Consider the following 21,782-nt stretch of genomic DNA (forward strand, 5'->3'; position numbering starts at 1 on the left):
TTTCCCCTAGATAGGGCGCGCTCCCTGTCAGAAGCGGGCCGCGGCTTCAAGCGCGAGCATGTACGACATCGCGCCGAAGCCGGCGATGGTTCCTTTCGCGGCGCTGCCCACCAGCGAGACGTGCCGGAAGCTCTCGCGCGCGTGTGGATTGGAGAGATGCACCTCGATCACCGGTGTTCTGATGCCCTTGATCGCGTCGTGCAGCGCCACCGAGGTGTGCGTATAGGCCGCGGCGTTGAGCAGCACCGCGCGCGCGTCGACCGCCTGCGCCTCGTGCAGCCACTCGACCAGATGCCCCTCGTGATTCGACTGGCGCAGGTCGACGCGCAGGCCCAGCTCGCGCGCGCGATCCTCGAGCCGGCCGGCGATGTCATCGAGCGTGTCATGGCCGTAGATCTCCGGCTCGCGCGTGCCGAGCAGGTTGAGGTTGGGGCCGTTGAGGACGAAGACGGTGTCGGTCATGCTGTTCCCTGGGGCTGTTGCCCTTCGTGCGGGCGTCATTGCATCCGCGACCCGCGCGCGCAACGTTGCCCCTGCGCCCCGGCAGTCTTAGATGGCCCGCATGGCACATTCCGACGGCACCATCACCATCACCCTCAACGGGGAGCACAAGCGGGTCCCCGCCGGGCTCTCGATCGCGAGCCTGGCGGAGTCGCTCGGGCTGGTGCCCGAGAAACTCGCGGTCGAGCGCAACTTGGAGGTGGTACCGCGCTCGACGCTGGGTGACGTGCAGGTCGAGGACGGCGACGAGCTGGAGATCGTCCATTTCGTCGGCGGCGGCGACCATGCCGCGCCGCTCACCGATGACACATGGAGCGTGGCAGGGCGCACCTTCCGCTCGCGGCTGATCGTCGGCACCGGCAAGTACAGGGACTTCGCGCAGAACGCCGCCGCGTTGGAGGCGTCGGGCGCGGAGATCGTCACCGTCGCGGTGCGGCGTGTCAACGTCAGCGACCCCGGCGCGCCGATGCTGACCGACTTCATCGATCCCAAGCGCGTGACGTACCTCCCTAACACCGCGGGCTGCTTCACCGCCGAGGACGCGATCCGCACCCTGCGGCTGGCGCGCGAGGCGGGCGGCTGGGACCTCGTCAAGCTCGAGGTGCTCGGCGAGGCGCGCACGCTCTACCCCAACATGCGCGAGACGCTGAAGGCGACCGAGGTGTTGGTGCGCGAGGGCTTCAAGCCGATGGTCTATTGCACCGACGATCCAATCGCGGCGAAGCAGCTGGAGGAGGCCGGCGCGGTCGCGATCATGCCGCTGGGCGCGCCGATCGGTTCGGGGCTGGGCATCCAGAACCAGGTGACGATCCGGCTGATCGTCGAGGGCGCGGGCGTGCCGGTGCTGGTCGACGCCGGTGTCGGCCAGGCGAGCGACGCAGCGGTGGCGATGGAGCTCGGCTGCGACGGCGTGCTGATGAACACCGCGATCGCCGAGGCCAAGGACCCGATCCTCATGGCGGCAGCGATGCGCGCGGCGGTGGAGGCGGGGCGGATGAGCTATCGCGCCGGCCGCATGGGCAAGCGCCGCTACGCCGATCCGTCGAGCCCGCTCTCCGGCTTGATCTGAGCCGCGGCGAGTTGACTCACGTCAATGACGCGGTGGAACATCGCCGTTTCGGGTCCGTTGTTCCTTCACCGGGTTACATCAGACGGAGAACGACGATGGGCGAGCTCACCGACAAGATCAAAGGCAACGTGAACGAGCTGGTCGGCAAGGCCAAGCAGGCGATCGCTGACAAGGATCCGGCGGACCGCACGGCTGAGGACGATCGCCTTGCCGCGGAAGGTGCCGCGCAGGAGACCAAAGGCAAGGGCCAGCAGGTTGCCGGCAAGGTGAAGGGCGCGCTCGGCGACGATATCTGATCGTCGCGTCTCGTCGGTGAAGGGCCGTCGCGGGAGACCGCGGCGGCCCTTCCTCGTTCGTGAGCGTGAAGAGGCGGTAGCGCCGCTTCACAGAGCGTCCTCCTGAACTCGTTTCAGGATCCACTGTGCCGCCCACACAGCTGAGTGTGGATACGCTCGACCGTGGATCCTGTAACAAGTTCAGGATGACGTCAGCTAGGTTGGAAGCCGGGTGGCCGGCCCCAAGACCCGCGACCCCTCAACCCTTCCGCAGCGCGCTCAGCGTGAGCCCCGCGGTGATCTGCTCGACGTCGGTGCGGCAGTGGATCAGCCGCACGCCGCGCTCGGCCAACGCGCGGTCGAGCGCTGGCGCGAACGCCTCGGTTCGCTCCACGGTCTCGGCCCACCCGCCATAGGCGCGGGCCAGTGCGGCGAAGTCCGGATTGACCAGCCGCGTCGCCGACGGTCGACCGGGATATTCGCGCTCCTGGTGCATCCGGATCGTCCCGTATGCCCCGTTGTCGACGAGGATGACGAGCAGGTCGGCGCCGTGCTGCACCGCGGTGGCGAGCTCCTGCCCGTTCATCAGGAAGTCGCCGTCGCCCGCCAGCGCGATCACGCTGCGCCCTGGCCGTCGCAGCGATGCCGCCACGGCGGCGGGCACGCCATAACCCATTGCCCCCGCGGTCGGCGCCAGCTGCGTTCCTGGCCCGGCGTAGCGCCAGTAGCGATGCCACCAGCCCGAGAAATTACCCGCGCCATTGCAGATGATCGTGTCTACCGGCAGCTTCTCGCGCATCGCCGCGACGCACGGGCCGAGATCGAGCGCGACGCCGTCGCGCGGACGCGGCGTGCTCCACGCCTCATAGGCGGCGCGGGCCTCGGCGGCGTGGGGATGTACGCCGCCGTCGAGCGGCACCAGCGCTTCGGCGAACTCGGCCATGCCGGCGCAGATCGCGAGGTCGGTGGCGTAGGTGCGGCCCAGCTCCTCGGGATCGGGGTGGACGTGGACCAGCCGCTGGCCGGGGTGGTCGGGGGTGACCAGCTGATAGCCGTCGGTGGTCGCCTCGCCGAGCCGCGCGCCCACGACGATCAGCAGGTCGGCGCCGCGCACGCGCTCGACCAGCGCGGGGTTAGGCCCGTAGCCGAGATTGCCCGCATAGGCCGGGCAGTCGTTGGCGATCGAGTCCTGGCGGCGGAAAGCGGCGGCGAGCGGCACGCCCGTGCGCGTCGCCCAGTCCGCCATCGCCGCCGCGGCGGCGACGTCCCAGCCGGCGCCGCCGACGATCGCGAGCGGGTTCTCGGCGGTGGCGAGCAGGTCACGCAGATGCTCGATCGAGTCCTCGTCGACCGCCTGGGCGACGCGCTCGACCCGCGCGCGATCGGGCACGCTCACGCTGTCGAGCAGCATGTCCTCGGGGAGCGCCAGCACGACCGGACCCGGACGACCGTTGATCGCGGTGGCATAGGCGCGCGCGACATATTCGGGGATGCGCGCGGCGTCGTCGATCCGCGCCGCCCATTTCGCGATCGGCGCGAACATCGCCTGGAAGTCGATCTCCTGGAACGCCTCGCGGTCGCGCGTCGAGCGATCCACGTCGCCGATGAAGAGGATCATCGGCTGCGAGTCCTGCATCGCGACGTGGACGCCGATCGCCGCGTTGGTCGCGCCGGGACCGCGCGTGACGAAGGCGATACCGGGGCGATGCGTCAGCGCGCCGTCGGAGCAGGCCATGAAGGTGACGCCACCCTCCTGCCGGCACGTCACCACGTCGATCGCTGGCGTGTCGTGCAGCGCGTCGAGCACCGCCAGGAAGCTCTCCCCCGGCACGGTGAAGAGACGGTCGCAGCCCTGCGCGACGAGCTGGTCGACGAGAAGGCGTCCACCGGTGCGGTTCTGGGTCATGCGGCGAACCTAGCCGTCCGAAAGGGCAAGACGATAGGGGGTAATAGTTCCTAAGCGGCGGGAACGTCCAAGTCATCCGCTCGGCCGGCGATCGTCCCGCTCTGCATCGCTGATCCACCGCACACCCCGATTGCCTTCGCCGCGCCGACCGCTAAGGATCGCCCGCATGCGGGACACGGTGATCTTCGACTTCGGCGGGGTGATCACCTCGTCACCGTTCGCGGCTTTCAATCGGCTGGAGCGCGCGCGCGGCCTGCCGATCGACCTTATCCGCCGCCTCAACGCCACCGATCCCGACAGCAACGCCTGGGCGCAATTCGAGCGCGCCGAGATCGATGCCGCCACGTTCGACCGCGACTTCGCCGCCGAGGCCAAGGCGCTCGGCCACGAACTGCGCGGGCGCGACGTGCTCGCGTTGCTGTACGGCGACGTCCGCCCGCGCATGGTGCACGCGCTGGACTGGCTCAAGCGCGAGGGCTTCCACATCGGCTGCATCACCAACAACGTCCCCGCCGGCGACACGCCGCGCGACCCGCAGGTGCTCGCCGCGGTGGCGGCAGTGCTCGCGCGCTTCGATCACGTGGTGGAGAGCAGCAAGGTCGGCATCCGCAAGCCCGACCCGCGCATCTACCTGATGATGTGCGAGACGCTCAACAAGCGCCCCGACCAGTGCGTCTACCTCGACGACCTGGGGGTGAACTGCAAGGCCGCCGCGCAGCTCGGCATGACGGCGATCAAGGTGACGGGCGAGGGGCAGGCGCTCGACGATCTGTGCGCCGCGCTCGGCGTCGCGCCGGGCCATTTCTGAGGAGACAGCGGGTGGTGGACAAGCTCTATGCCAGCGCCGCGGCGGCGCTCGACGGACTGCTCTTTGACGGCATGACGATCTGTGCCGGCGGTTTCGGCCTGTGCGGTATCCCCGAGCGGCTGATCGACGCGATCCAGGCCGCGGGAGTTTCCGGCCTGACCGTCGCCAGCAACAACGCCGGGATCGACGGCGAGGGGCTCGGCAAGCTGCTCCGCACGCGCCAGATCGCCAAGATGATCTCGAGCTATGTCGGCGAGAACAAGGAGTTCGAGCGCCAGTATCTCAGCGGCGAGCTGGAGGTGGAGTTCTGCCCGCAGGGCACGCTAGCGGAGCGCTGCCGTGCCGGCGGCGCTGGCATCCCCGGCTTCTACACCAAGACGGGCGTCGGCACGTTGGTGGCCGAGGGCAAGGAGGTGAAGTCATTCGACGGCGAGGACTATATCCTCGAGCGCGGCATCCGCGCCGATCTCTCGATCATCAAGGGGTGGAAGGCGGACACCAGCGGCAACCTCGTGTTCCGCAAGACCGCGCGCAACTTCAACCAGCCGATGGCGACCGCGGGCAAGATCTGCGTCGCGGAGGTGGAGGAAGTGGTGCCGGCCGGCGCGCTCGATCCCGATCACATCCATCTGCCGGGCATCTACGTGAGGCGGATGATCGTCGGCGCGCCCTATGACAAGAAGATCGAGTTCCGTATGACCCGGCCGCGCGCGGCGGCCGGCGCGGCGTGACGTCGCGGCTGCTGCTATCGGCCGCCGCCGCGGCGCTGCTCGCCGGGTGCGCGAGCGCGCGCCCCGAGCGTCCGCCACCGCGCGCGCCGAGCGTCGCGACCGAGGCGCCCGCGCCCGCCGCGCTGCCGCCGGGTGCGATGGCCTATCTCTACGGCTCGGCCGAGGCCGCGGCGCTGAGCGAGCAGACCTATAACGCGCTCACCGCCTATGTCCGCGGGGTAGTCGAGCGCGCGCGCGACCGTCGCGGTCGGCTACCGACCGAGCGCCGCGCCGGTACGCTACCGCGCTGGCCCAACTCGGCGGTGCTCGTGCCAGGCGCGACAGCGGCCAGCGCCGAGACGATCCCGTGCAGCGCACTGCCGCCGGCGGTGGTGCTGGACATGGACGAGACCGCGGTGCTCAACCTCGGCTATGAATATAACGACGCGCGCACCGGCGCGGCCTATGACGCCAAGCGCTGGGACCGGTGGGAGCGGACCGGCGCCGACAAGGTCGTCGCGGTACCAGGCGCGGTCGCGGCCTTCCGCCAGCTGCGCGCGCTGGGCGTGACGATGGTGATCAACAGCAACCGCTCTGCCGACAACGCCGGTGCCACCGCCACGGCGCTCCGCAACGCGGGGCTGGGTGAGTTCCGTCACGGTGACACGCTCTACCTCAAGGGCGACGTCGACGGCCGCTCGGGCAAGGACGCGCGGCGGTTGGAGATCGCCAGACATTATTGCGTGCTCGCGCTCGTCGGCGACCAGCTCGGCGACTTCGCCGACCTGTTCAACCCGCCCGGCCCGGCGCCCGCGCTCGGCCGCCGCGCGCTCGCCGGCGTGGGGCCGATCCAAGCGCACTGGGGGCAGGGGTGGTTCGTGCTGCCCAATCCCGTCTACGGCACCGGACTCGGTACCGGCTGGGACGAGACCTTCCCGCAGGACAAACGCTGGGGCGGCGGCCCGGCCGAAGGAGTGAAGTGATGGCGGTGGAAGCCAAGGGATGGGACCGCAACGGCATGGCGGCGCGCGCCGCGCGCGAGCTGCGCGACGGCTATTACGTCAATCTCGGCATCGGCATCCCGACGCTGGTCGCCAACAATATCCCGGACGGCATCGCCGTCACGCTGCAGAGCGAGAACGGCATGCTGGGCATCGGTCCGTTCCCCTATGACGACGCGGTCGACGCCGACCTGATCAACGCGGGCAAGCAGACGATCAGCGAGCTGCCGCAATCGGCCTATTTCGGCAGCGAGCAGAGCTTCGCGATGATCCGCGGCGGTCATATCGACCTCACCGTGCTGGGCGCGATGGAGGTGTCCGAGCGCGGCGACATCGCCAACTGGATGATCCCGGGCAAGATGATCAAGGGCATGGGCGGCGCGATGGATCTCGTCGCCGGCGTCAAGAAGATCATCGTGGTGATGGAGCATGTGGCCAAGGACGGCGCGCCCAAGTTCATCCCGGCGTGCACGCTGCCGCTGACCGGGCGCGACGTGGTCGACATGATCGTCACTGACCTGGCGGTGTTCCAGCGCCCCGACCATCGCAGCGCCTTTCGCCTGATCGAGTTGGCGCCAGGGGTGACGGCCGACGAAGTCGCCGCCAAGACGAGCGCGCACTACGAGGCCTGACGCGATGACCTACACGCTGATCACCGCCAACCGGAACTATTCGAGCTGGTCGCTGCGGCCGTGGCTGCTGATGCGCGCGCTCGGCATCGGCTTCGACGACCGGATCGAGCCCTTCGCCTCGCTGGATAATCATGAGGCGTTCCGCGCCTTCTCGCCGACCGGGCAGGTGCCGGTGCTGCGTGACGGCGAGCGGACGGTGTGGGACTCGCTCGGCATCGCTTTGTATCTCGCCGAGCGCCATACCGGCGTGTGGCCGGCAGACGAGGCGGCGCGTGCCTGGGCGGTCTGCGCGGTGGCGGAGATGCACGGAGGCTTCGGCGCGCTGCGGCGCGAGCGGACGATGACGGTGGGGCAGCGGATCAGACCGACGCGGGGCTCGGCCGCGCTGGCGCGTGACGTCGCGCGGATCGCCGAGCTGTGGGACGAGGGACTGTCGCGCTTCGGCGGCCCGTGGCTGGCAGGCGAACGTTTCACCGCGGTCGACGCTTTCTACGCGCCGGTGGCGTTCCGCGCGCGGGCGTGGGGGATCGACGTCGGTGCCGCTGGCGCGCGCTGGGTCGAGACGCTGCTGGAACATCCCGCTACGCGCGAGTGGGAGACCGCTGCGCTGGCGGAGACATTCCGGGAGGAGGGACATGAGGCCGAGGTGGCGGCCTATGGCGAGGTGACCGAGGACCTTCGCGCGACGGCGTGAGAGGTTTGCATCGCGCGCCATCGTTCTCCTGCGCACGCAGGAGCCCAGGGTCACAGAGTGGGGCGCTCGCGGCGCTGGGTTGCTGCGCACGCAGGAACATGAGGTGTTTGAAAGGCAAGCGATCCCCTGCCCAAGCGGCGTCATCCCGAACTCGTTTCAGGATCCACCGTCCCGCAGATGGCCGCGCCGCTGAGTATGCCGCACCGTGGATCCTGAAACGAGTTCAGGATGACGCCAGCAGGTGGGTGGGTAGGTGCGACATGTTCAGATCCTTCGCCACTGGGGAAGGCCCCTCACGCACTTACCCGTTCCGCCGATCCTCAGCCGAGACCCACGACATTTCCTATCGCTCTGCCTTGGACGCGCACGCCTTTTCGGTTAACAGCCGCGGATCATGTCAAGTTCGCGCACCTTGTACGAGAAGGTCTGGGACGCTCACGTAGTCGAGCGCCGAGACGATGGTTCCTGCCTGATCTACATCGACCGCCACCTGCTCCACGAGGTGACCAGCCCACAGGCGTTCGAAGGCCTGCGCGCCGCGGGCCGCCGTGTGCGCCGCCGCGACCTCACGCTCGCGGTGCCTGACCACAACCTCCCCACGACCGCGCGCACCGACGCCGCCGGGAAGGAACTTCCCATCGCCGACCGCGAGAGCGCCGAGCAGCTCGCCGCGCTTCGCCGCAACGTCGCCGAATTCGACGTGCCCTATATCGACGCCCTGTCGGTCAATCAGGGGATCGTCCACGTCGTCGGCCCCGAGCAGGGCTTCACGCTGCCGGGCACCACGATGGTGTGCGGCGACAGCCACACCTCGGCGCACGGCGCGCTGGGCGCGCTCGCCTTCGGCATCGGCACCAGCGAGGTCGAGCACGTCCTCGCGACGCAGACGCTGATCCTCTCGCCCTCCAAGACGATGGAGGTCCGTGTCGACGGCACGCTCGGCTACGGCGTCAGCGCCAAGGACGTGGTGCTCGCGATCATCGGCAGGATCGGCGCGGCGGGCGGTACGGGCCATGTCATCGAGTTCACCGGCGAGGTGATCCGCGCGCTGTCGGTCGAGGGGCGACTGACGATCGCCAACATGTCGATCGAGGGCGGCGCGCGCGCGGGCATGATCGCGCCCGACGAGACCACCTTCGCCTATCTCAAGGGTCGCCCGATGGCGCCGCAGGGCGACGACTGGGCGCGCGCGGTTGACTGGTGGCGCACGCTGCCGAGCGACGCGGGCGCGCGCTACGATAAGGTCGTGCGGCTGGAGGCGAGCGACATCGCCCCGGCGCTCACCTGGGGCACCAGCCCCGAGGACGTCGTGCCGATCACCGGGAGCGTCCCCGCGCCCGACAGTTTCGCCGACGCCTCGAAGCGCGCCGCCGCGCAGAAGTCGCTCGATTACATGGGGCTCACCCCGGGCATGCGGATGCAGGACGTACCGATCCAGCATGTCTTCATCGGTAGCTGCACCAACAGCCGCATCGAGGACCTGCGCGCCGCGGCCTCGGTGGCGAACGGCCGCCACGTCGCCGACGGCGTGCGCGCGTTGGTCGTCCCCGGCTCGGGGCTGGTCAAGCGCCAGGCCGAGGCCGAGGGGCTCGACCGCATCTTCACCGCCGCGGGCTTCGAGTGGCGCGAGCCGGGCTGCTCGATGTGCCTCGCGATGAACCCCGACAAGGTGCCCGCGGGGGAGCGCTGCGCCTCGACCTCGAACCGAAATTTCGTGGGAAGACAGGGACCTGGCTCGCGCACCCATCTGTTGTCACCGGCGATGGCGGCGGCGGCGGCGGTGACCGGGCGGCTCGCCGACGTGCGCGAGCTGATGGGCTGACGGCGCGATAATCCGAGGGGATAATCCATGAAGAAAGTGCTCATGTTCCTGATCGCAGGCTCGGTGCTGAGCGGCGTGGCCGCCTATGCGGCGATCGCCAAGCCAGCGGTCCCGCCGAGCAACCCGGCGCGCTGATGCGGGCCGTCACCCGCGTCGGCGGCACCGCTTACCCCTGGGGTGCCAAGAACGTCGACACCGACGTCATCATCCCGGCGCACTGGCTCAAGACGATCACGCGCTCGGGGCTCGGCCGCGGCGCCTTCGAGACGGTGCGCGCGCAGCCCGGCAATCTCTTCGACGACCCGCGCTACGCCGGCGCGCCGATCCTGATCGCGGGGGACAATTTCGGCTGCGGCTCGAGCCGCGAGCATGCCGCCTGGGCGCTCGCCGACATGGGAGTGCAGGCGGTGATCGCGCCGAGCTTCTCCGACATCTTCTCGGGCAATGCGTTCAAGAACGGCATCGTCACCGTGGTGCTGCCGCAGGAGGCGGTGGACCGGCTGGTCGAGGTGGCGAAGACCGACCCGGTCACTGTCGACCTCGAGACGATGACGGTCACCACGCCGTACCAGGATCGCTACACCTTCGCGCTCGACCCCTTCCGGCGCCGCTGCCTGATGGAGGGGCTGGACGAGGTCGGCCTCACGCTGGCAAAGGATACCGTGATTTCGAATTTCGAGGAGCGGCTCGGCGTCGAGCGCCCCTGGATCGGGCACGGGAGAGCGGACGATGCGGGCCTTGCTGTCGAGGGCGCCGGGCGGGCCTGACACGCTGGAGATCGGCGACCTGCCCGATCCCGTCGCGGGCGCGGGCGAGGTGGTGGTCGCGGTGAAGGCCTGCGCGATCAACTTTCCCGACGTGCTGGTCATAGAGGACCGCTACCAGATGCGCCCGCCGCGTCCCTTCGCGCCGGGAGGCGAGATCGCGGGCGTGATCGACGCGGTCGGGGAGGGCGTTACCCGCTGGCAGATCGGCGACCGCGTGATGGGCAACACGATGATGGGCGGGTTGAGCGAGCGGCTACGCTTCGCCGAGGATGCGCTCCACGCCGTGCCCGAAGGGCGCAGCTTCGAGGAAGCGTCCGCGCTGCTGCTCACCTATGCGACGACGATCCACGCGCTGATCGATCGCGGCGGGATCGCCGCGGGCGAGCGGCTGCTGGTGCTGGGCGCCGCGGGCGGGGTCGGGCTCGCCGCGGTGGAACTGGGCAAGGCGCTCGGCGCACATGTCGTCGGCGCGGTGTCGAGCGAGCCCAAAGCGACGGCGGTTCGCGCGGCCGGTGCGGACGAAACATTGGTCTACGGCCGCGCGCCGTTCGACAGGGAGCAGAGCAAGGCGCTGGCAGAAAGCTTCAAGGCGGCCGCGGGACCAGGAGGCTTCGACCTGGTCTACGATCCCGTCGGCGGCGACTATGCCGAGCCCGCGCTGCGCTCGCTCGGCTGGGAGGGGCGCTACCTCGTGGTCGGCTTCCCCGCCGGCATCCCCAAGCTGCCGCTCAATCTGACGTTGCTGAAGAGCTGCGACGTGCGCGGCGTCTTCTGGGGCGCGTTCGCGACGCGCCATCCCGAGCGCAACCGCGCGCATATCGCGCGCCTCTTCGACCTATGGGCGGAGGGCAGGATCGCGCCGCGCGTCACCGAGGTGTTCCCGTTCGAGCGCGGCGGCGAGGCGATCGCGCGCATGGCGGCGCGTGAGGCGGTGGGCAAGCTGGTGGTGCGGGTGGGGGCGTAGGGCTCGTTGAAGACTAGCTTTGTCGATCCTCCCCGCGCAGGGAGGGACGACGCGGTAAGCGAGAATGCGGATTGGCCGACGACCCCGCGGCTCATCCGCCCGCCCGCCCGTTGCGCCGCGCCCCCGCGCGCACTATCCCGGTATGCTACATCGTGGGGAACCAGCATGACCGCTTTCGAGGACCGCCAGCGCGCGTTCGAGGCCAAGTTCGCGCGCGACGAGGAAGCGGCGTTCCGCATCGTGGCGCGGCGCAACCGCCTCGTCGGGCAATGGGCCGCCGAGCTGATGCAGCTCACCCCCGCCGAGACCGACGCTTATGCCAAGGCGGTCGTCCAGGCCGATTTCGAGGAGGCCGGGGACGAGGACGTGGTGCGCAAGGTGTACGGTGACCTCACCGCCGCCAACGTCGACGTCGAGGAGTCCGCGGTGCGCCGCGCGCTCGAGGAGAAGACGATCGAGGCGCGGCGCCAGCTGCTGCAGTCGGAGTAAGACGGATGCCGATGGAAGGGGCGGAGATCGCCGCGCTGATCAAGGCAGGCATCCCCGATGCCGAGGTAGAGATGACCGATCTCGCCGGCGACGGCGACCATTGGTCCGCGCGAGTCGTGGCGCCGTCGTTCGCTGGCATGCCGCGGGTGAGGCAGCACCAGGCGGTCTATGCCGCGCTGGGCGGGCGCATGGGCGGCGTGTTGCACGCCTTGCAGTTGACCACCGCCGTTCCGAAATAAGCGCGGTACAAGAGGGTTGAACCGATGACCGACGACACGAACGCCCGCATCGACGCGGTGGTGAAGAACAATCCGGTGGTGCTGTTCATGAAGGGCACGCCGCTGTTCCCGCAATGCGGTTTCTCCAGCCGCGCGGTCGCGATCCTGGAGCGGCTCGGCGTCACGTTCGAGAGCGTCGACGTGCTGCAGGACCAGGCGATCCGGCAGGGTATCAAGGGCTATTCGGACTGGCCGACGATCCCGCAGCTCTATGTCGGCGGCGAGTTCGTCGGCGGCTCGGACATCATGATGGAGATGTATGAGTCGGGCGAGCTGGCCGAGCTGTTCCAAGGTGCCGGCGCCGCGGCGGCGGAGGCGAAGTAAGCTGAGAGCGGGGAGGCGGCGTCTCCCTATCTGAAGCGACCGTTACCCCGGCGTTCGTCGGGGCGACGCCTTGGGAGAACGGTGCGATCGCGGCACTTCGGTGAGCGCGAGCCGTGCTCCTGTACGTGGACGACTGGGTCTATGTACCTCCCGCTCGTGGCTGTGGGTTCCCCCGTGCGCAGGAACACGGCGAGGCCGACAAGCGCTTTTTGCCGGAGCGGGGGGCGCGAGAGCGCCAGATCGTTGAACTCGCGCCGTACCCGTCCGAGGCACGACGACGCTTTCGACCGCGCCCTGCCGCGTCGCGCTTCGGAACGCCCCGCGCCATTTCGCCGCATTGTTCTGTCGGTTAAGCAACTCGCCGAGGCGCGCCAGTAATCGGGAATGACGGTATCCCGCCACTCGTTCGCGCATTGACTACAACCGTAATCGCCTACATGATTACAACCGTAGTCGATGAGGAGCGAGTCGTGGCCGAGCGGATCAGCGATGCCGAGCATGCGGTGATGGAGGTGCTGTGGGATGACAGCCCGCTCACCGCCCAGGAGGTGGCCGAGCGGGTCGATCCCGCGCGCGGCTGGAGCGCTGCCACCGTCAAGACCCTGCTCGGCCGGCTGCTCGCCAAGGAGGCAGTGCGCCACGAGGTCGACGGCCGCCGCTACCTCTACAGCCCCGCGGTGCAGCGCGAGGATTATGTCGAGGGCGAGTCGCGCCGGCTGATCGACCGGCTGTTCGGCGGCCGGCTTACCCCCCTCGTCGCGCATCTCGCCGAGCGCGACGCGCTCACCGAGCAGGACATCAACGAGATCGAGGCACTTCTGCGGGAGTTGAAGCAATGATCGCCTGGGCCATGGAAACGTTGCTCGCGTCGGCGCTGCTCATGCTCGCCGTGCTGGTGCTGCGCGCGCCGGTGCGGCGGACCTTCGGCGCGCCGGTCGCTTACGCGCTCTGGGCGATCCCCGCGCTGCGGCTGCTGCTGCCGCCGCTGCCCGCCGGCTGGCGCGCCGAGGCGCTGCCGACGCTCGCGTCGCTGCCCGCGGCGGAGCCGATCGCGCGCGCGCTCGAGCCGGTCGCCGCGCTGCCCGCGCTGGTGCCGCAGACGGCGTCGCTGCTGCCGGCGATCGTGCTCGGTACCTGGGCCGCCGGCGCGGTCGCGCTGCTGCTGTGGCAGGTCGCCGATTACTGGCACTTCCGCTACCGGCTGCTGCGCCACGGCCTCGCGCTCGACCAGATCGGCGGCATCACCATCGTGCAGAGCGAGACGGCGAGCGGCCCGGTGGCGTTCGGCGTGTTCGACAAGGTCGTCGCCTTCCCGCGCGACTTCGCCGCGCGCTTCGACGCCGAGGAGCGCGCGCTCGCGCTCGAGCATGAGCTCGGCCATCACCGCCGCGGCGACCTCGTCGCCAACTGGGTGGCGCTGGCGGTACTCGCGGTCCACTGGTTCAACCCGCTTGCCTGGGTCGCCTTCCGCGCTTTCCGCGCCGACCAGGAGATGGCCAATGACGCGGGCGTGCTCGCGCGGCTCGGCGGCGCGTCGCGACACGCTTATGGCTGCGCGATCGTCAAGGCGGCGCACGGCCGCGCTGTCACCGCCACCTGCCACCTCCACACCGTCAAGGATCTGAAGGGGAGACTGCGCATGCTGGGCAGGACGCGCGCCTCGCGCACCCGCACGACGCTCGGCGTCGTCGCCACCGCCACGATCGCGCTCGGCGCGCTGGGGCTCACCGCCTCGGGCACCCAGGCGGCGGAGCGGATGCGCGGCGGAGTCGAGGAGGCGGTCGGGATCGACCCCCACGGCTTCGACGACGCGCTGTCGCTGATGGCGAGCTTCCCCGAGCCGCCCGCCGCCCCGGCGGTCCCTAGCGTTCCTCCGTCGCCCGCGGCCGGTCACCACGGCCAGCGCGTCACGATCGTGCACGACGGTGAGGCCACGACCTACGAGGACCAGGAAGCGGCCGACGACATCGCGGCGCACCCGGTACCCACCCCGCCGGTGCCCCCGGTAGCGCCGCTGGCGCCGGTGCCCGCCTTCGCCTCGGTCCCGCCCATGCCGCCGGTGCCCCCTGTCGCGAGTCGCCGCTGCGGCGGCGAGCCGACCCGCTTCGTGATGAGCGCGACGCAGGACGGCCAGCGCGTCACCGTGATCTGCACCGACCATGTCGAGCGCGCCGCGCGCGAGGCGAGCCGGGCGGCGGTGGAGGCGCGCGGCCAGCGCGACGGCGCGATGCGCACCGCGCTGGCCAGCCTGGAGCAGACCCGCGCACAGATCGCCGTGAACCGTGACATGCCCGCCGAGGCGCGCCGCGACGCGGTCCGCGAGATCGAGCAGGCGATGCGCGAAGTGCGCGAGGAGATGGCGCGGCACGACGACGACTGAGCCGCGCCGCCCGCTTCGGCCCGATCGCTTCGCCCCGGCTTGCTTCGCCGTCGCGCAGCCGCCATCTGGTGGCGCGATGGCGAAGCCTCCTCCCACCGGCGTGGCCGTGCCGCTCGAGCCGCTCGTCACTCGCGTGCTCGCCCCCAACGCCTCGGCCTATACCTACACGGGGACGCAGACTCATATCGTCGGGCGTGACGATGTCGCGGTGATCGATCCTGGTCCCGACGACGCCGCGCACCTCACCGCGCTCCACGCCGCGATCGCGGGACGCTCTGTGCGCGCCATCCTGATCACGCACCACCACCGCGACCATTCCCCCGCCGCGCGCGCGCTCGCCGCCGCGGCCGGCGCGCCGATCGTCGGCGCCGCCGCCACGGTGCGCGGCGAGGCGGCCGAGGGCGCCACCGTCGACGCCGCATTCGATCGCGACTATGCCCCCGATCGCGTCCTCGCCGACGGCGACAGCGTGAGCGGCGACGGCTGGACGCTCACCGCGCTCGCCACGCCGGGCCACACCAGCGAGCACCTCGCCTACGCGCTGGAGGAGAGCGGGGCGCTGTTCTCGGGCGACCATGTGATGGGCTGGGCCACCAGCGTGATCTCGCCCCCCGACGGCGACATGGGCGCGTATCTTGCCAGCCTCGAACTGCTGCTCGCGCGCGACGACCGCGTCTATTACCCCGGTCACGGCGAGGCGGTGGAGCGTCCGCGGCGGCTGGTGCGCGGCATGCTCGGGCATCGCAAGCAGCGTGAGGGGCAGATCGTTCGGCTGCTCACCGCCGCGCCGCGCAGCGTCGCCGCGCTGGTGGAACGCATGTACGTCGGGCTCGACCCGCGGCTGGCGGGGGCGGCGGCGCGCTCGGTGCTGGCGCATCTGATCGATCTGGAGCGGCGCGGGATGGCGACACAGGAGGAGGGCGCGTGGCGGATCACCTGACCGGGCTGGGCAGGCTGCTGGTGTCGCTGGCGATCGCCACCGCGATCCTGGTCGCGACCTTCGTCGGCTATCGTTATTATACCGAGCGCTACACCGTGACGACCGACGATGACGGCGTCGCGGTGGCGCGCGTGGTCGCCGGGCGGCTGTACGGCAGCAGCGATCTGCGCGTCAGCCATCTCGCCGGCACGGTGCAGTCGACCGCGTCCACCACCCGGATGTTCGGCTGGCTGCGCTACGTGCGGCTGATCAAGGCGCCCTACGACGTCGACTATTTCGTCGACCTCGGCGCGCTGGCGCCGCGCGACTTCCGCTACGACTCGCGCCGGCGCACGTTGCTGGTCGAGGTGCCCGACGTCGTCGTCGGCAATCCCAACGTCGACGAGAGCCGCGTCACGCTCGACACCACCACCGGCTTCCTGCCGCCGCGCGGCGCGATGGCCGAGCTGCAGAAGATGGTCTCGGCCAAGGCGACCACGGTCGTCGCCGCCAAGGCGCGCGAGCCCGAGAACATGCGCAAGGCGCGCGACAACGGCCGCGCCGCGCTGGAGCGGCTGTTCGCGGGCAGCCTCGACGCGGCCGGGCTGCCCGTGACCGTCACGGTGCGCTTCGCCGGCGAGCCGCGCGACGGCAGCAGCGAGCGCTGGGACCTCAGCCGTTCGCTCGAGGAAGTGCTCGGCAACAGCAGCTGACTTGATCCCGCGGCGCTGCCGGGCCATCTGCGCACCCATGGACCAGCCGACCAGCCTCGCCGGGCTCGACCTGCGCGCCGAGATCGACCGCCTCCGCAAGGAGCGCAACGCCGTGATCCTGGCGCATTATTACCAGAAGCCCGAGATCCAGGACCTGGCCGACTTCGTCGGCGACAGCCTCGACCTCAGCCGCAAGGCGCAGGCGACCGACGCCGACGTGATCGCCTTCTGCGGCGTGCGCTTCATGGCCGAGACCGCCAAGATCCTGTCGCCGCAGAAGACCGTGGTGTTGCCCGACCTGGACGCGGGCTGCTCGCTCGAGGACAGCTGCCCGCCCGACCAGTTCGCCGCCTTCCGCGCGCAGCACCCCGACGCGATCGCGCTGACCTACATCAACTGCTCGACCGCGGTGAAGGCGCTGAGCGACGTCATCGTCACCTCCTCCTCGGCCGAGACGATCCTCGCCAAGATCCCGCCCGAGCAGAAGATCATCTTCGGTCCTGACCGCAACCTGGGCGGTTATCTCGCGCGCAAGACCGGGCGCGACCTGATCCTGTGGCCGGGCGTGTGCATCGTCCACGAGGCGTTCAGCGAGACCGAGCTGCTCAAGCTCAAGGCCGAGTATCCCGGCGCGCCGGTGGTGGCGCACCCGGAATGCCCCGCGGTGATCCTCGACCATGCCGATTATGTCGGCTCGACCCGCGGCATCCTCGAATATGCGATGGCGATGCCGGGCGAGACGCTGATCGTCGCGACCGAGCCGCACATCATCCACCAGATGGAGAAGGCGCTGCCGGACAAGCGCTTCATCGGCGCGCCCGGCGCGGACGGCAATTGCAACTGCAACATATGCCCGTATATGGCGCTCAACACGATGGAGAAGCTGTACCTCGCGCTGCGCGACCTCACCCCGCGGATCGAGATCGAGGAAGGGCTGCGGCTCGAAGCCAAGAAGAGCCTCGACGCGATGATGAGCATGGCCGGCGCCACGGTGGGGCAGGGCGATCTCGGCAAGGTGAAGGTGACGGGGGACTGAGAGGAGCGGCCCCTTCCTCTCGCTCTTCTGCGCTCCTTCTCCCGTCATCCCGGACCTGGTTCGGAATCCACCCGTCCCCCTTCGCATCGGCACCTTGGTGCGCGGAGCAGTGGATCCCGGACCAAGTCCGGGATGACGGCGGGCGAGAAGGGGAGCGGGGTGCCTGCCTCGGGCGCACCACCAACCCCCGTCACCCGCCCGCTTCCCCTCCGACGCCGCCGTCGTTACGCAGGGCGGCGATGAAGACCCTCCTCCCACTCGCGCTCCTGCCGCTGATCGCCGCCGCGGCGCCCGTCGCCGACCCTTATCGCTGGCTCGAGGATATCGAGGGCGCGCGCGCGCTCGACCAGGTCAAGGCATGGAACGCCGAGACCGAGGCGGCGCTCACCGGGGACCCGCGCTTCCAGCAGGACCGCGCCCGCGCGCGCGCGATCCTCGACGACGAGGCGCAGATCGCCGATCCGGACGCGGTGCTCGGCCAGCAGGTCACCAACCTGTGGCGCGACGCGCGCAACCCGCGTGGCCTCTGGCGCGTGTCGCCGCTCGCGGACTATCGCGCGGGCAGGCCCAAGTGGCGCACGCTGATCGACGTCGACGCGCTCGGTAAGGCCGAGGGCAAGAGCTGGGTATGGCACGGCGCCAGCTGCCTCGAGCCCGCCTATACGCGCTGCCTCGTCAAGCTCAGCAACGGCGGCACCGACGCGCAGGTGGTGCGCGAGTTCGACCTTGCCACCGGCCGCTTCGTCGACGGCGGCTTTGCCGTCCCCGAGGCCAAAAATGACGCCACCTGGGTCGACGCCGACACGCTGCTGGTCGCGACCGACTGGGGCAAGGGCTCGCTGACCGAGTCGGGGTACCCCCGCATCGTCAAGCGATGGAAGCGCGGCACCCCACTCGCCGACGCGCGGCCGGTGCATGAGTCGCCGATCACGGCGGTGGAAGTGACGCCGCTCGCCTTCGTCGACGCGACGCGACGCTGGCCGATGATCAGCGTGGGCAACAGTTTCTTCGACCGCGCCCTGCTGCTCGGCACCGACGACGGCCGCTTCGTCCCGCTCGGCCTGCCCAAGAACGCCGATGTGATGGAGGTGATCGACGGCCGCGTCGTCGCGCGGCTCAGCCAGAGCGCGCTCGGCTTCCCGGCAGGTGCGCTGGTCGCCTGGTCGCTCGCCGACATCGCCGCGGGCCGCCGCGCGACCCCCGAGCTGGTGCTCGCGCCGACCGAGCGACAGGCGATCGAGGAGGCGGGCGCGAGCGACCGCGTGCTGTTCGTCAAGCTGCTCGACGACGTCTCGGGCAAGCTGCTCGCGCTGCGCCGCGGCGGCGATGGCAGATGGACGCGGCGCGCGTTGGCGCTGCCGGGCAACAGCACGGTGCATCTCTCGACCCAGGTCGGCGCCAGTGACGAAACCTTCGTCTCGGTCGAGGGCATGCTGACCCCGCCGACGCTGTACCTCGCGGGCGAGCAGGGCGCGCCGCGCGTCGTTCAGTCGCTGCCGGCGCGGTTCGACGCGAGCCAGTTCGCGGTGGCGCAGCGCTTCGCCATCTCGCGCGATGGGACGCGAGTGCCCTATTTCCTGGTCACCAAGAAGGGCGCCGCCGCGCCCGCGCCCGCGCTGATCCACGCCTATGGCGGGTTCAAGCTGGCGCAGACGCCGACCTATCTCACCGGTCAGCCCTATCGCGCCGGGCCGCTGGCGCTCTTCTGGGTCGAGCAGGGCGGCGCCTATGTGCTCGCCAACCTGCGCGGCGGCGGCGAGTACGGCCCGCGCTGGCACCAGGCAGGGCTGCGCGAGAGGCGCCAGAACGTCTACGACGATCTCCACGCGGTCGCCGAGGACCTGGTCCGCACCGGCGTGTCGGCGAAGCGGAAGATCGCGGTGTCGGGGCGTTCCAACGGCGGGCTGCTGGTGGGCGTGGCGCTGACCCAGCGGCCCGACCTGTACGGCGCGATCATCGCGGGCTCGCCCTTGGAGGACATGAGGCGCTACTCGCACCTGTCGGCCGGCGCCTCGTGGATCGACGAGTTCGGAGACCCCGATAAGTCCGCCGACTGGGCCTTTATCCGCCGCTACTCGCCCTACCAGAACGTGCGCGACGGGGTCCGCTACCCGCCCGCCTTCTTCTATCTCTCGACCAAGGACGACCGCGTCCATCCCGGCCACGCGCGCAAGCTCGCGGCGTTGCTCAAGGCCAAGGGCAACCCGGTTTATTTCCACGAGTACCTGGAGGGTGGCCACGCCGTCGGCGCCGATCACGCCGAGGACGCCAACCGCGCCGCGCTGCTCGACGCCTTCCTGCGGCGCGAGCTGATGGGGAGATAGGGCGGCGCAGCAACTGCCTCACCGACGGCGGTCGCATAGAGGATCGCGCGGCTTCCACCCCGGTCGACGCCGGGGTGGACCGACGAGCTGGCGCGTCATCCCCTTCCAAATACCTTGACTTGCCCCCGTACGCTTCCGGACAAGGGCGGCATCCAAGACACTTACGGGAGCAAGCGCGTGGAGAGCAGCCGGCGGGACCTGATGATGATGATGGCGCTCGGCGGCGCCGGCGCTGCGGCGACGACCGGCGCGGCGGGCGAGGCCGAGGCCGCCGCTCCCGCGATCCCCGCCAAGGTGGTCCATCACGTTTTCTTCTGGCTCAAGAACCCCGGCGACGCCGCCGACCGCGCCAAGCTGATCGCGGGACTGCGCACGCTGGCGGGCATCCCCGCGTTACGCGGGCTCCACATCGGCGTGCCCGCGCCGACCGAGCAGCGCGATGTGATCGACTCGAGTTGGGACGTGTCCGAGCTGATGTTCTTCGACACCGTCACCGACCAGAAGGCCTATCAGGACCATCCGATCCACCGTGCTTTCGTCGCCGCCTGTGAGCCGCTGTGGCGCAAGGTCACGGTGTACGACGTGCTCAGCGCGTGAGGTGAGGGGGGCGGCTGCCGGAATAAGACCTAGCCCCTTGCGCATACCGCCCCGGCGAACGCCGGCGCCCCGGTGGGAAGGCCGATGTGAGGCCACGAGCGTCCCCCACCTGGACCCCGGCATTCGCCGGGGTCGAAGCTGGGGAAGATGCCGCGCGGCCTGAACCGCGCGTCCTCCCCCCGCCCGCTCGCCTCAGTTCATCAGCTCCACCGCCATCGCCACCGCCTCGCCGCCGCCGATGCACAGCGACCCGACGCCGCGCTTCGCCCCGCGGTTCTCCAGTGCCGCCAGCAGCGTCGCCAGGATGCGCGCGCCCGACGCGCCGATCGGGTGACCCAGCGCGCAGGCGCCGCCGTTGACGTTCACCACCTCGTGGTCGAGCGCGAGCTCCTGCATCGCCACCATCGCGACGCAGGCGAAGGCCTCGTTGACCTCCCACAGGTCGACCTCTTCCTTGCTCCAGCAGGCGCGCTCGAGCACCTTCCTCATCGCGGGTACCGGCGCGGTGGTGAAGCGCGCGGGGCGATGTGCGTGCGCGGCATGTGCGACGATCTGCGCCACCGGCTTGATCCCCAGCTTCTCCGCGACCGAGAGCCGCGTCAGGACCAGCGCGGCGGCGCCGTCCGAGATCGACGAGGCGTTCGCCGCGGTGATCGTGCCTTCCTTGGCGAAGGCGGGCCTGAGCGTCGGGATCTTGGTGATGTCGCCCTTGCTCGGCTGCTCGTCGACGCTCACCGTCGTGGTGCCCTTGCGCCCGACCACGTCGACGCTGACGATCTCGCGGTCGAACGCGCCGCTCTGCTGCGCGGCCTGCGCCCGTCGGAGCGAGGCGATGGCGAAATCGTCCTGCGCCTGGCGGGTGAACTGATATTCCCGCGCGGTGTCCTCCGCGAACACGCCCATCGCCGTGCCCGCGTCATAGGCGTCCTCGAGCCCGTCGAGGAACATATGGTCGAACAGCCGGTCGTGGCCGATGCGCGCGCCGCCGCGATGCGCCTTGGAGAGATAGGGCGCGTTGGTCATGCTCTCCATGCCGCCCGCGATCACCAGATCGACCGAGCCGGCGGCGAGCGCGTCGCTGCCCAGGATCGCTGCCTGCATGCCCGAGCCGCACACCTTGTTGAGCGTGGTCGCCTCGACATGCTCACCGAGCCCGGCGCGGATCGCGGCCTGGCGCGCGGGCGCCTGGCCGACACCGGCGGAGAGCACGTTGCCCATGTAGATCCGCTCCACCGCGGCGGCGTCGACCCCGGCGCGCTCGACCGCGGCCTTCACCGCCGCCGCGCCGAGCTCGGTCGCGCTCAGCCCCGCCAGGCTACCCTGCATCGAGCCCATCGGCGTGCGCGCATAGGACAGGATGACGACGGGATCGGTGGCCATGGCGGGGTTCCTCTCGAGCGATATGTTGCGCCGCATCTAATCGCTCGCGGGGTGGTTTACAAACCGCTAGGCGGTCGCGGGTGACCAGCGGGATGGCAGCGAGCGGGCGGAGAACGGTGCGGAGTGGGCACCCGCCGGGCGAGGCCGTCGTGTCGCCATTCGCCCTTCTTGCTCCCCGGTGGAGGTCGGCGCC

The 21,782-nt window shown here is 70.4% G+C and carries 23 protein-coding genes; 20 read left to right on the forward strand and 3 right to left on the reverse strand.

Features of this window, described 5'->3' with window-relative positions:
* Window positions 1-27: 27 nt before the first annotated feature.
* The gene (aroQ, locus tag K7957_RS01865) at window positions 28-462 is read right to left on the reverse strand and encodes a type II 3-dehydroquinate dehydratase (RefSeq protein ID WP_223010293.1); all 435 of its coding nucleotides are present in this window, start codon (window positions 460-462) and stop codon (window positions 28-30) included.
* A gap of 100 nt (window positions 463-562) precedes the next feature.
* On the opposite strand from aroQ, the gene thiS reads away from it, so the two are divergent.
* Together thiS and K7957_RS01875 are read left to right on the forward strand one after the other, a co-directional pair.
* A complete protein-coding gene (gene thiS / locus K7957_RS01870) occupies window positions 563-1,570 on the forward strand; it encodes a sulfur carrier protein ThiS (protein ID WP_223010294.1) in 1,008 nt (335 codons plus the stop codon).
* A gap of 95 nt (window positions 1,571-1,665) precedes the next feature.
* On the forward strand, window positions 1,666-1,866 hold the full coding sequence (locus tag K7957_RS01875) for a CsbD family protein (RefSeq protein WP_223010295.1): 201 nt from the start codon (window positions 1,666-1,668) through the stop codon (window positions 1,864-1,866).
* Between the two features lie 238 nt (window positions 1,867-2,104).
* Here K7957_RS01875 and K7957_RS01880 read toward each other — a convergent pair whose 3' ends face one another.
* Window positions 2,105-3,751, reverse strand: coding sequence for a thiamine pyrophosphate-binding protein (locus tag K7957_RS01880; protein ID WP_223010296.1), 1,647 nt, complete (start codon window positions 3,749-3,751; stop codon window positions 2,105-2,107).
* Window positions 3,752-3,917: 166 nt separating this feature from the next.
* Here K7957_RS01880 and K7957_RS01885 point away from each other — a divergent pair, with 166 nt between their 5' ends.
* The 18 genes from K7957_RS01885 (at window position 3,918) to K7957_RS01970 (ending at window position 20,209) form a co-directional block, all read left to right on the forward strand.
* Window positions 3,918-4,559, forward strand: coding sequence for an HAD-IA family hydrolase (locus tag K7957_RS01885; RefSeq protein WP_223010297.1), 642 nt, complete (start codon window positions 3,918-3,920; stop codon window positions 4,557-4,559).
* 11 nt (window positions 4,560-4,570) lie between these two features.
* Window positions 4,571-5,290: a CoA transferase subunit A gene (locus K7957_RS01890; protein ID WP_223010298.1), complete on the forward strand. Its 720-nt coding sequence runs from the start codon at window positions 4,571-4,573 to the stop codon at window positions 5,288-5,290.
* Entirely contained in the window at window positions 5,287-6,252 is a 966-nt protein-coding gene (locus K7957_RS01895) for an HAD family acid phosphatase (protein ID WP_223010299.1), read from the forward strand. The genes K7957_RS01890 and K7957_RS01895 overlap by 4 nt, the downstream gene beginning before the upstream one ends.
* Window positions 6,252-6,902, forward strand: a complete 651-nt coding sequence (locus tag K7957_RS01900; RefSeq protein WP_223010300.1) for a 3-oxoacid CoA-transferase subunit B — start codon at window positions 6,252-6,254, stop codon at window positions 6,900-6,902. The genes K7957_RS01895 and K7957_RS01900 overlap by 1 nt, the downstream gene beginning before the upstream one ends.
* Window positions 6,903-6,906: 4 nt before the next feature.
* Window positions 6,907-7,596, forward strand: a complete 690-nt coding sequence (locus K7957_RS01905) for a glutathione S-transferase family protein (protein WP_223010301.1) — start codon at window positions 6,907-6,909, stop codon at window positions 7,594-7,596.
* A 394-nt stretch (window positions 7,597-7,990) separates the two neighbouring features.
* Window positions 7,991-9,418 (forward strand): 3-isopropylmalate dehydratase large subunit, encoded by a 1,428-nt coding sequence (leuC, locus tag K7957_RS01910; protein WP_223010302.1) that lies wholly within the window; start codon window positions 7,991-7,993, stop codon window positions 9,416-9,418.
* 134 nt (window positions 9,419-9,552) lie between these two features.
* Window positions 9,553-10,185, forward strand: a complete 633-nt coding sequence (leuD, locus tag K7957_RS01915) for a 3-isopropylmalate dehydratase small subunit (protein ID WP_223010303.1) — start codon at window positions 9,553-9,555, stop codon at window positions 10,183-10,185.
* Complete coding sequence (locus K7957_RS01920) at window positions 10,148-11,149, forward strand: NADPH:quinone oxidoreductase family protein (protein ID WP_223010304.1); 1,002 nt, start codon at window positions 10,148-10,150, stop codon at window positions 11,147-11,149. Before leuD ends, K7957_RS01920 begins: the two co-directional genes overlap by 38 nt.
* Window positions 11,150-11,314: 165 nt before the next feature.
* Window positions 11,315-11,638, forward strand: coding sequence for a DUF1476 domain-containing protein (locus tag K7957_RS01925; protein WP_223010305.1), 324 nt, complete (start codon window positions 11,315-11,317; stop codon window positions 11,636-11,638).
* 5 nt (window positions 11,639-11,643) lie between these two features.
* Window positions 11,644-11,877 carry a BolA family protein gene (locus K7957_RS01930; RefSeq protein WP_223010306.1) on the forward strand — a complete coding sequence of 78 codons (234 nt, stop codon included), beginning with the start codon at window positions 11,644-11,646 and terminating at the stop codon, window positions 11,875-11,877.
* A 24-nt stretch (window positions 11,878-11,901) separates the two neighbouring features.
* Window positions 11,902-12,240, forward strand: a complete 339-nt coding sequence (gene grxD / locus K7957_RS01935; RefSeq protein ID WP_223010307.1) for a Grx4 family monothiol glutaredoxin — start codon at window positions 11,902-11,904, stop codon at window positions 12,238-12,240.
* Window positions 12,241-12,710: 470 nt separating this feature from the next.
* The gene (locus K7957_RS01940) at window positions 12,711-13,079 is read left to right on the forward strand and encodes a BlaI/MecI/CopY family transcriptional regulator (protein ID WP_223010308.1); all 369 of its coding nucleotides are present in this window, start codon (window positions 12,711-12,713) and stop codon (window positions 13,077-13,079) included.
* Window positions 13,076-14,620: a M56 family metallopeptidase gene (locus tag K7957_RS01945; protein ID WP_223010309.1), complete on the forward strand. Its 1,545-nt coding sequence runs from the start codon at window positions 13,076-13,078 to the stop codon at window positions 14,618-14,620. The genes K7957_RS01940 and K7957_RS01945 overlap by 4 nt, the downstream gene beginning before the upstream one ends.
* 76 nt (window positions 14,621-14,696) lie before the next feature.
* A complete protein-coding gene (locus K7957_RS01950; protein WP_223010310.1) occupies window positions 14,697-15,560 on the forward strand; it encodes an MBL fold metallo-hydrolase in 864 nt (287 codons plus the stop codon).
* On the forward strand, window positions 15,545-16,252 hold the full coding sequence (locus K7957_RS01955; RefSeq protein WP_223010311.1) for a DUF4230 domain-containing protein: 708 nt from the start codon (window positions 15,545-15,547) through the stop codon (window positions 16,250-16,252). The genes K7957_RS01950 and K7957_RS01955 overlap by 16 nt, the downstream gene beginning before the upstream one ends.
* A 37-nt stretch (window positions 16,253-16,289) precedes the next feature.
* Window positions 16,290-17,288 (forward strand): quinolinate synthase NadA, encoded by a 999-nt coding sequence (nadA, locus tag K7957_RS01960; protein ID WP_223010312.1) that lies wholly within the window; start codon window positions 16,290-16,292, stop codon window positions 17,286-17,288.
* A gap of 239 nt (window positions 17,289-17,527) precedes the next feature.
* On the forward strand, window positions 17,528-19,612 hold the full coding sequence (locus K7957_RS01965; RefSeq protein ID WP_223010313.1) for a prolyl oligopeptidase family serine peptidase: 2,085 nt from the start codon (window positions 17,528-17,530) through the stop codon (window positions 19,610-19,612).
* A gap of 177 nt (window positions 19,613-19,789) precedes the next feature.
* A complete protein-coding gene (locus tag K7957_RS01970) occupies window positions 19,790-20,209 on the forward strand; it encodes a Dabb family protein (protein WP_343228271.1) in 420 nt (139 codons plus the stop codon).
* Between the two features lie 192 nt (window positions 20,210-20,401).
* Here K7957_RS01970 and K7957_RS01975 read toward each other — a convergent pair whose 3' ends face one another.
* The gene (locus K7957_RS01975; RefSeq protein WP_223010314.1) at window positions 20,402-21,589 is read right to left on the reverse strand and encodes a thiolase family protein; all 1,188 of its coding nucleotides are present in this window, start codon (window positions 21,587-21,589) and stop codon (window positions 20,402-20,404) included.
* Window positions 21,590-21,782 lie beyond the last annotated feature (193 nt).

Source organism: Sphingomonas yunnanensis (assembly GCF_019898765.1).
GTDB classification, from domain to species: Bacteria; Pseudomonadota; Alphaproteobacteria; order Sphingomonadales; family Sphingomonadaceae; genus Sphingomonas; species Sphingomonas yunnanensis.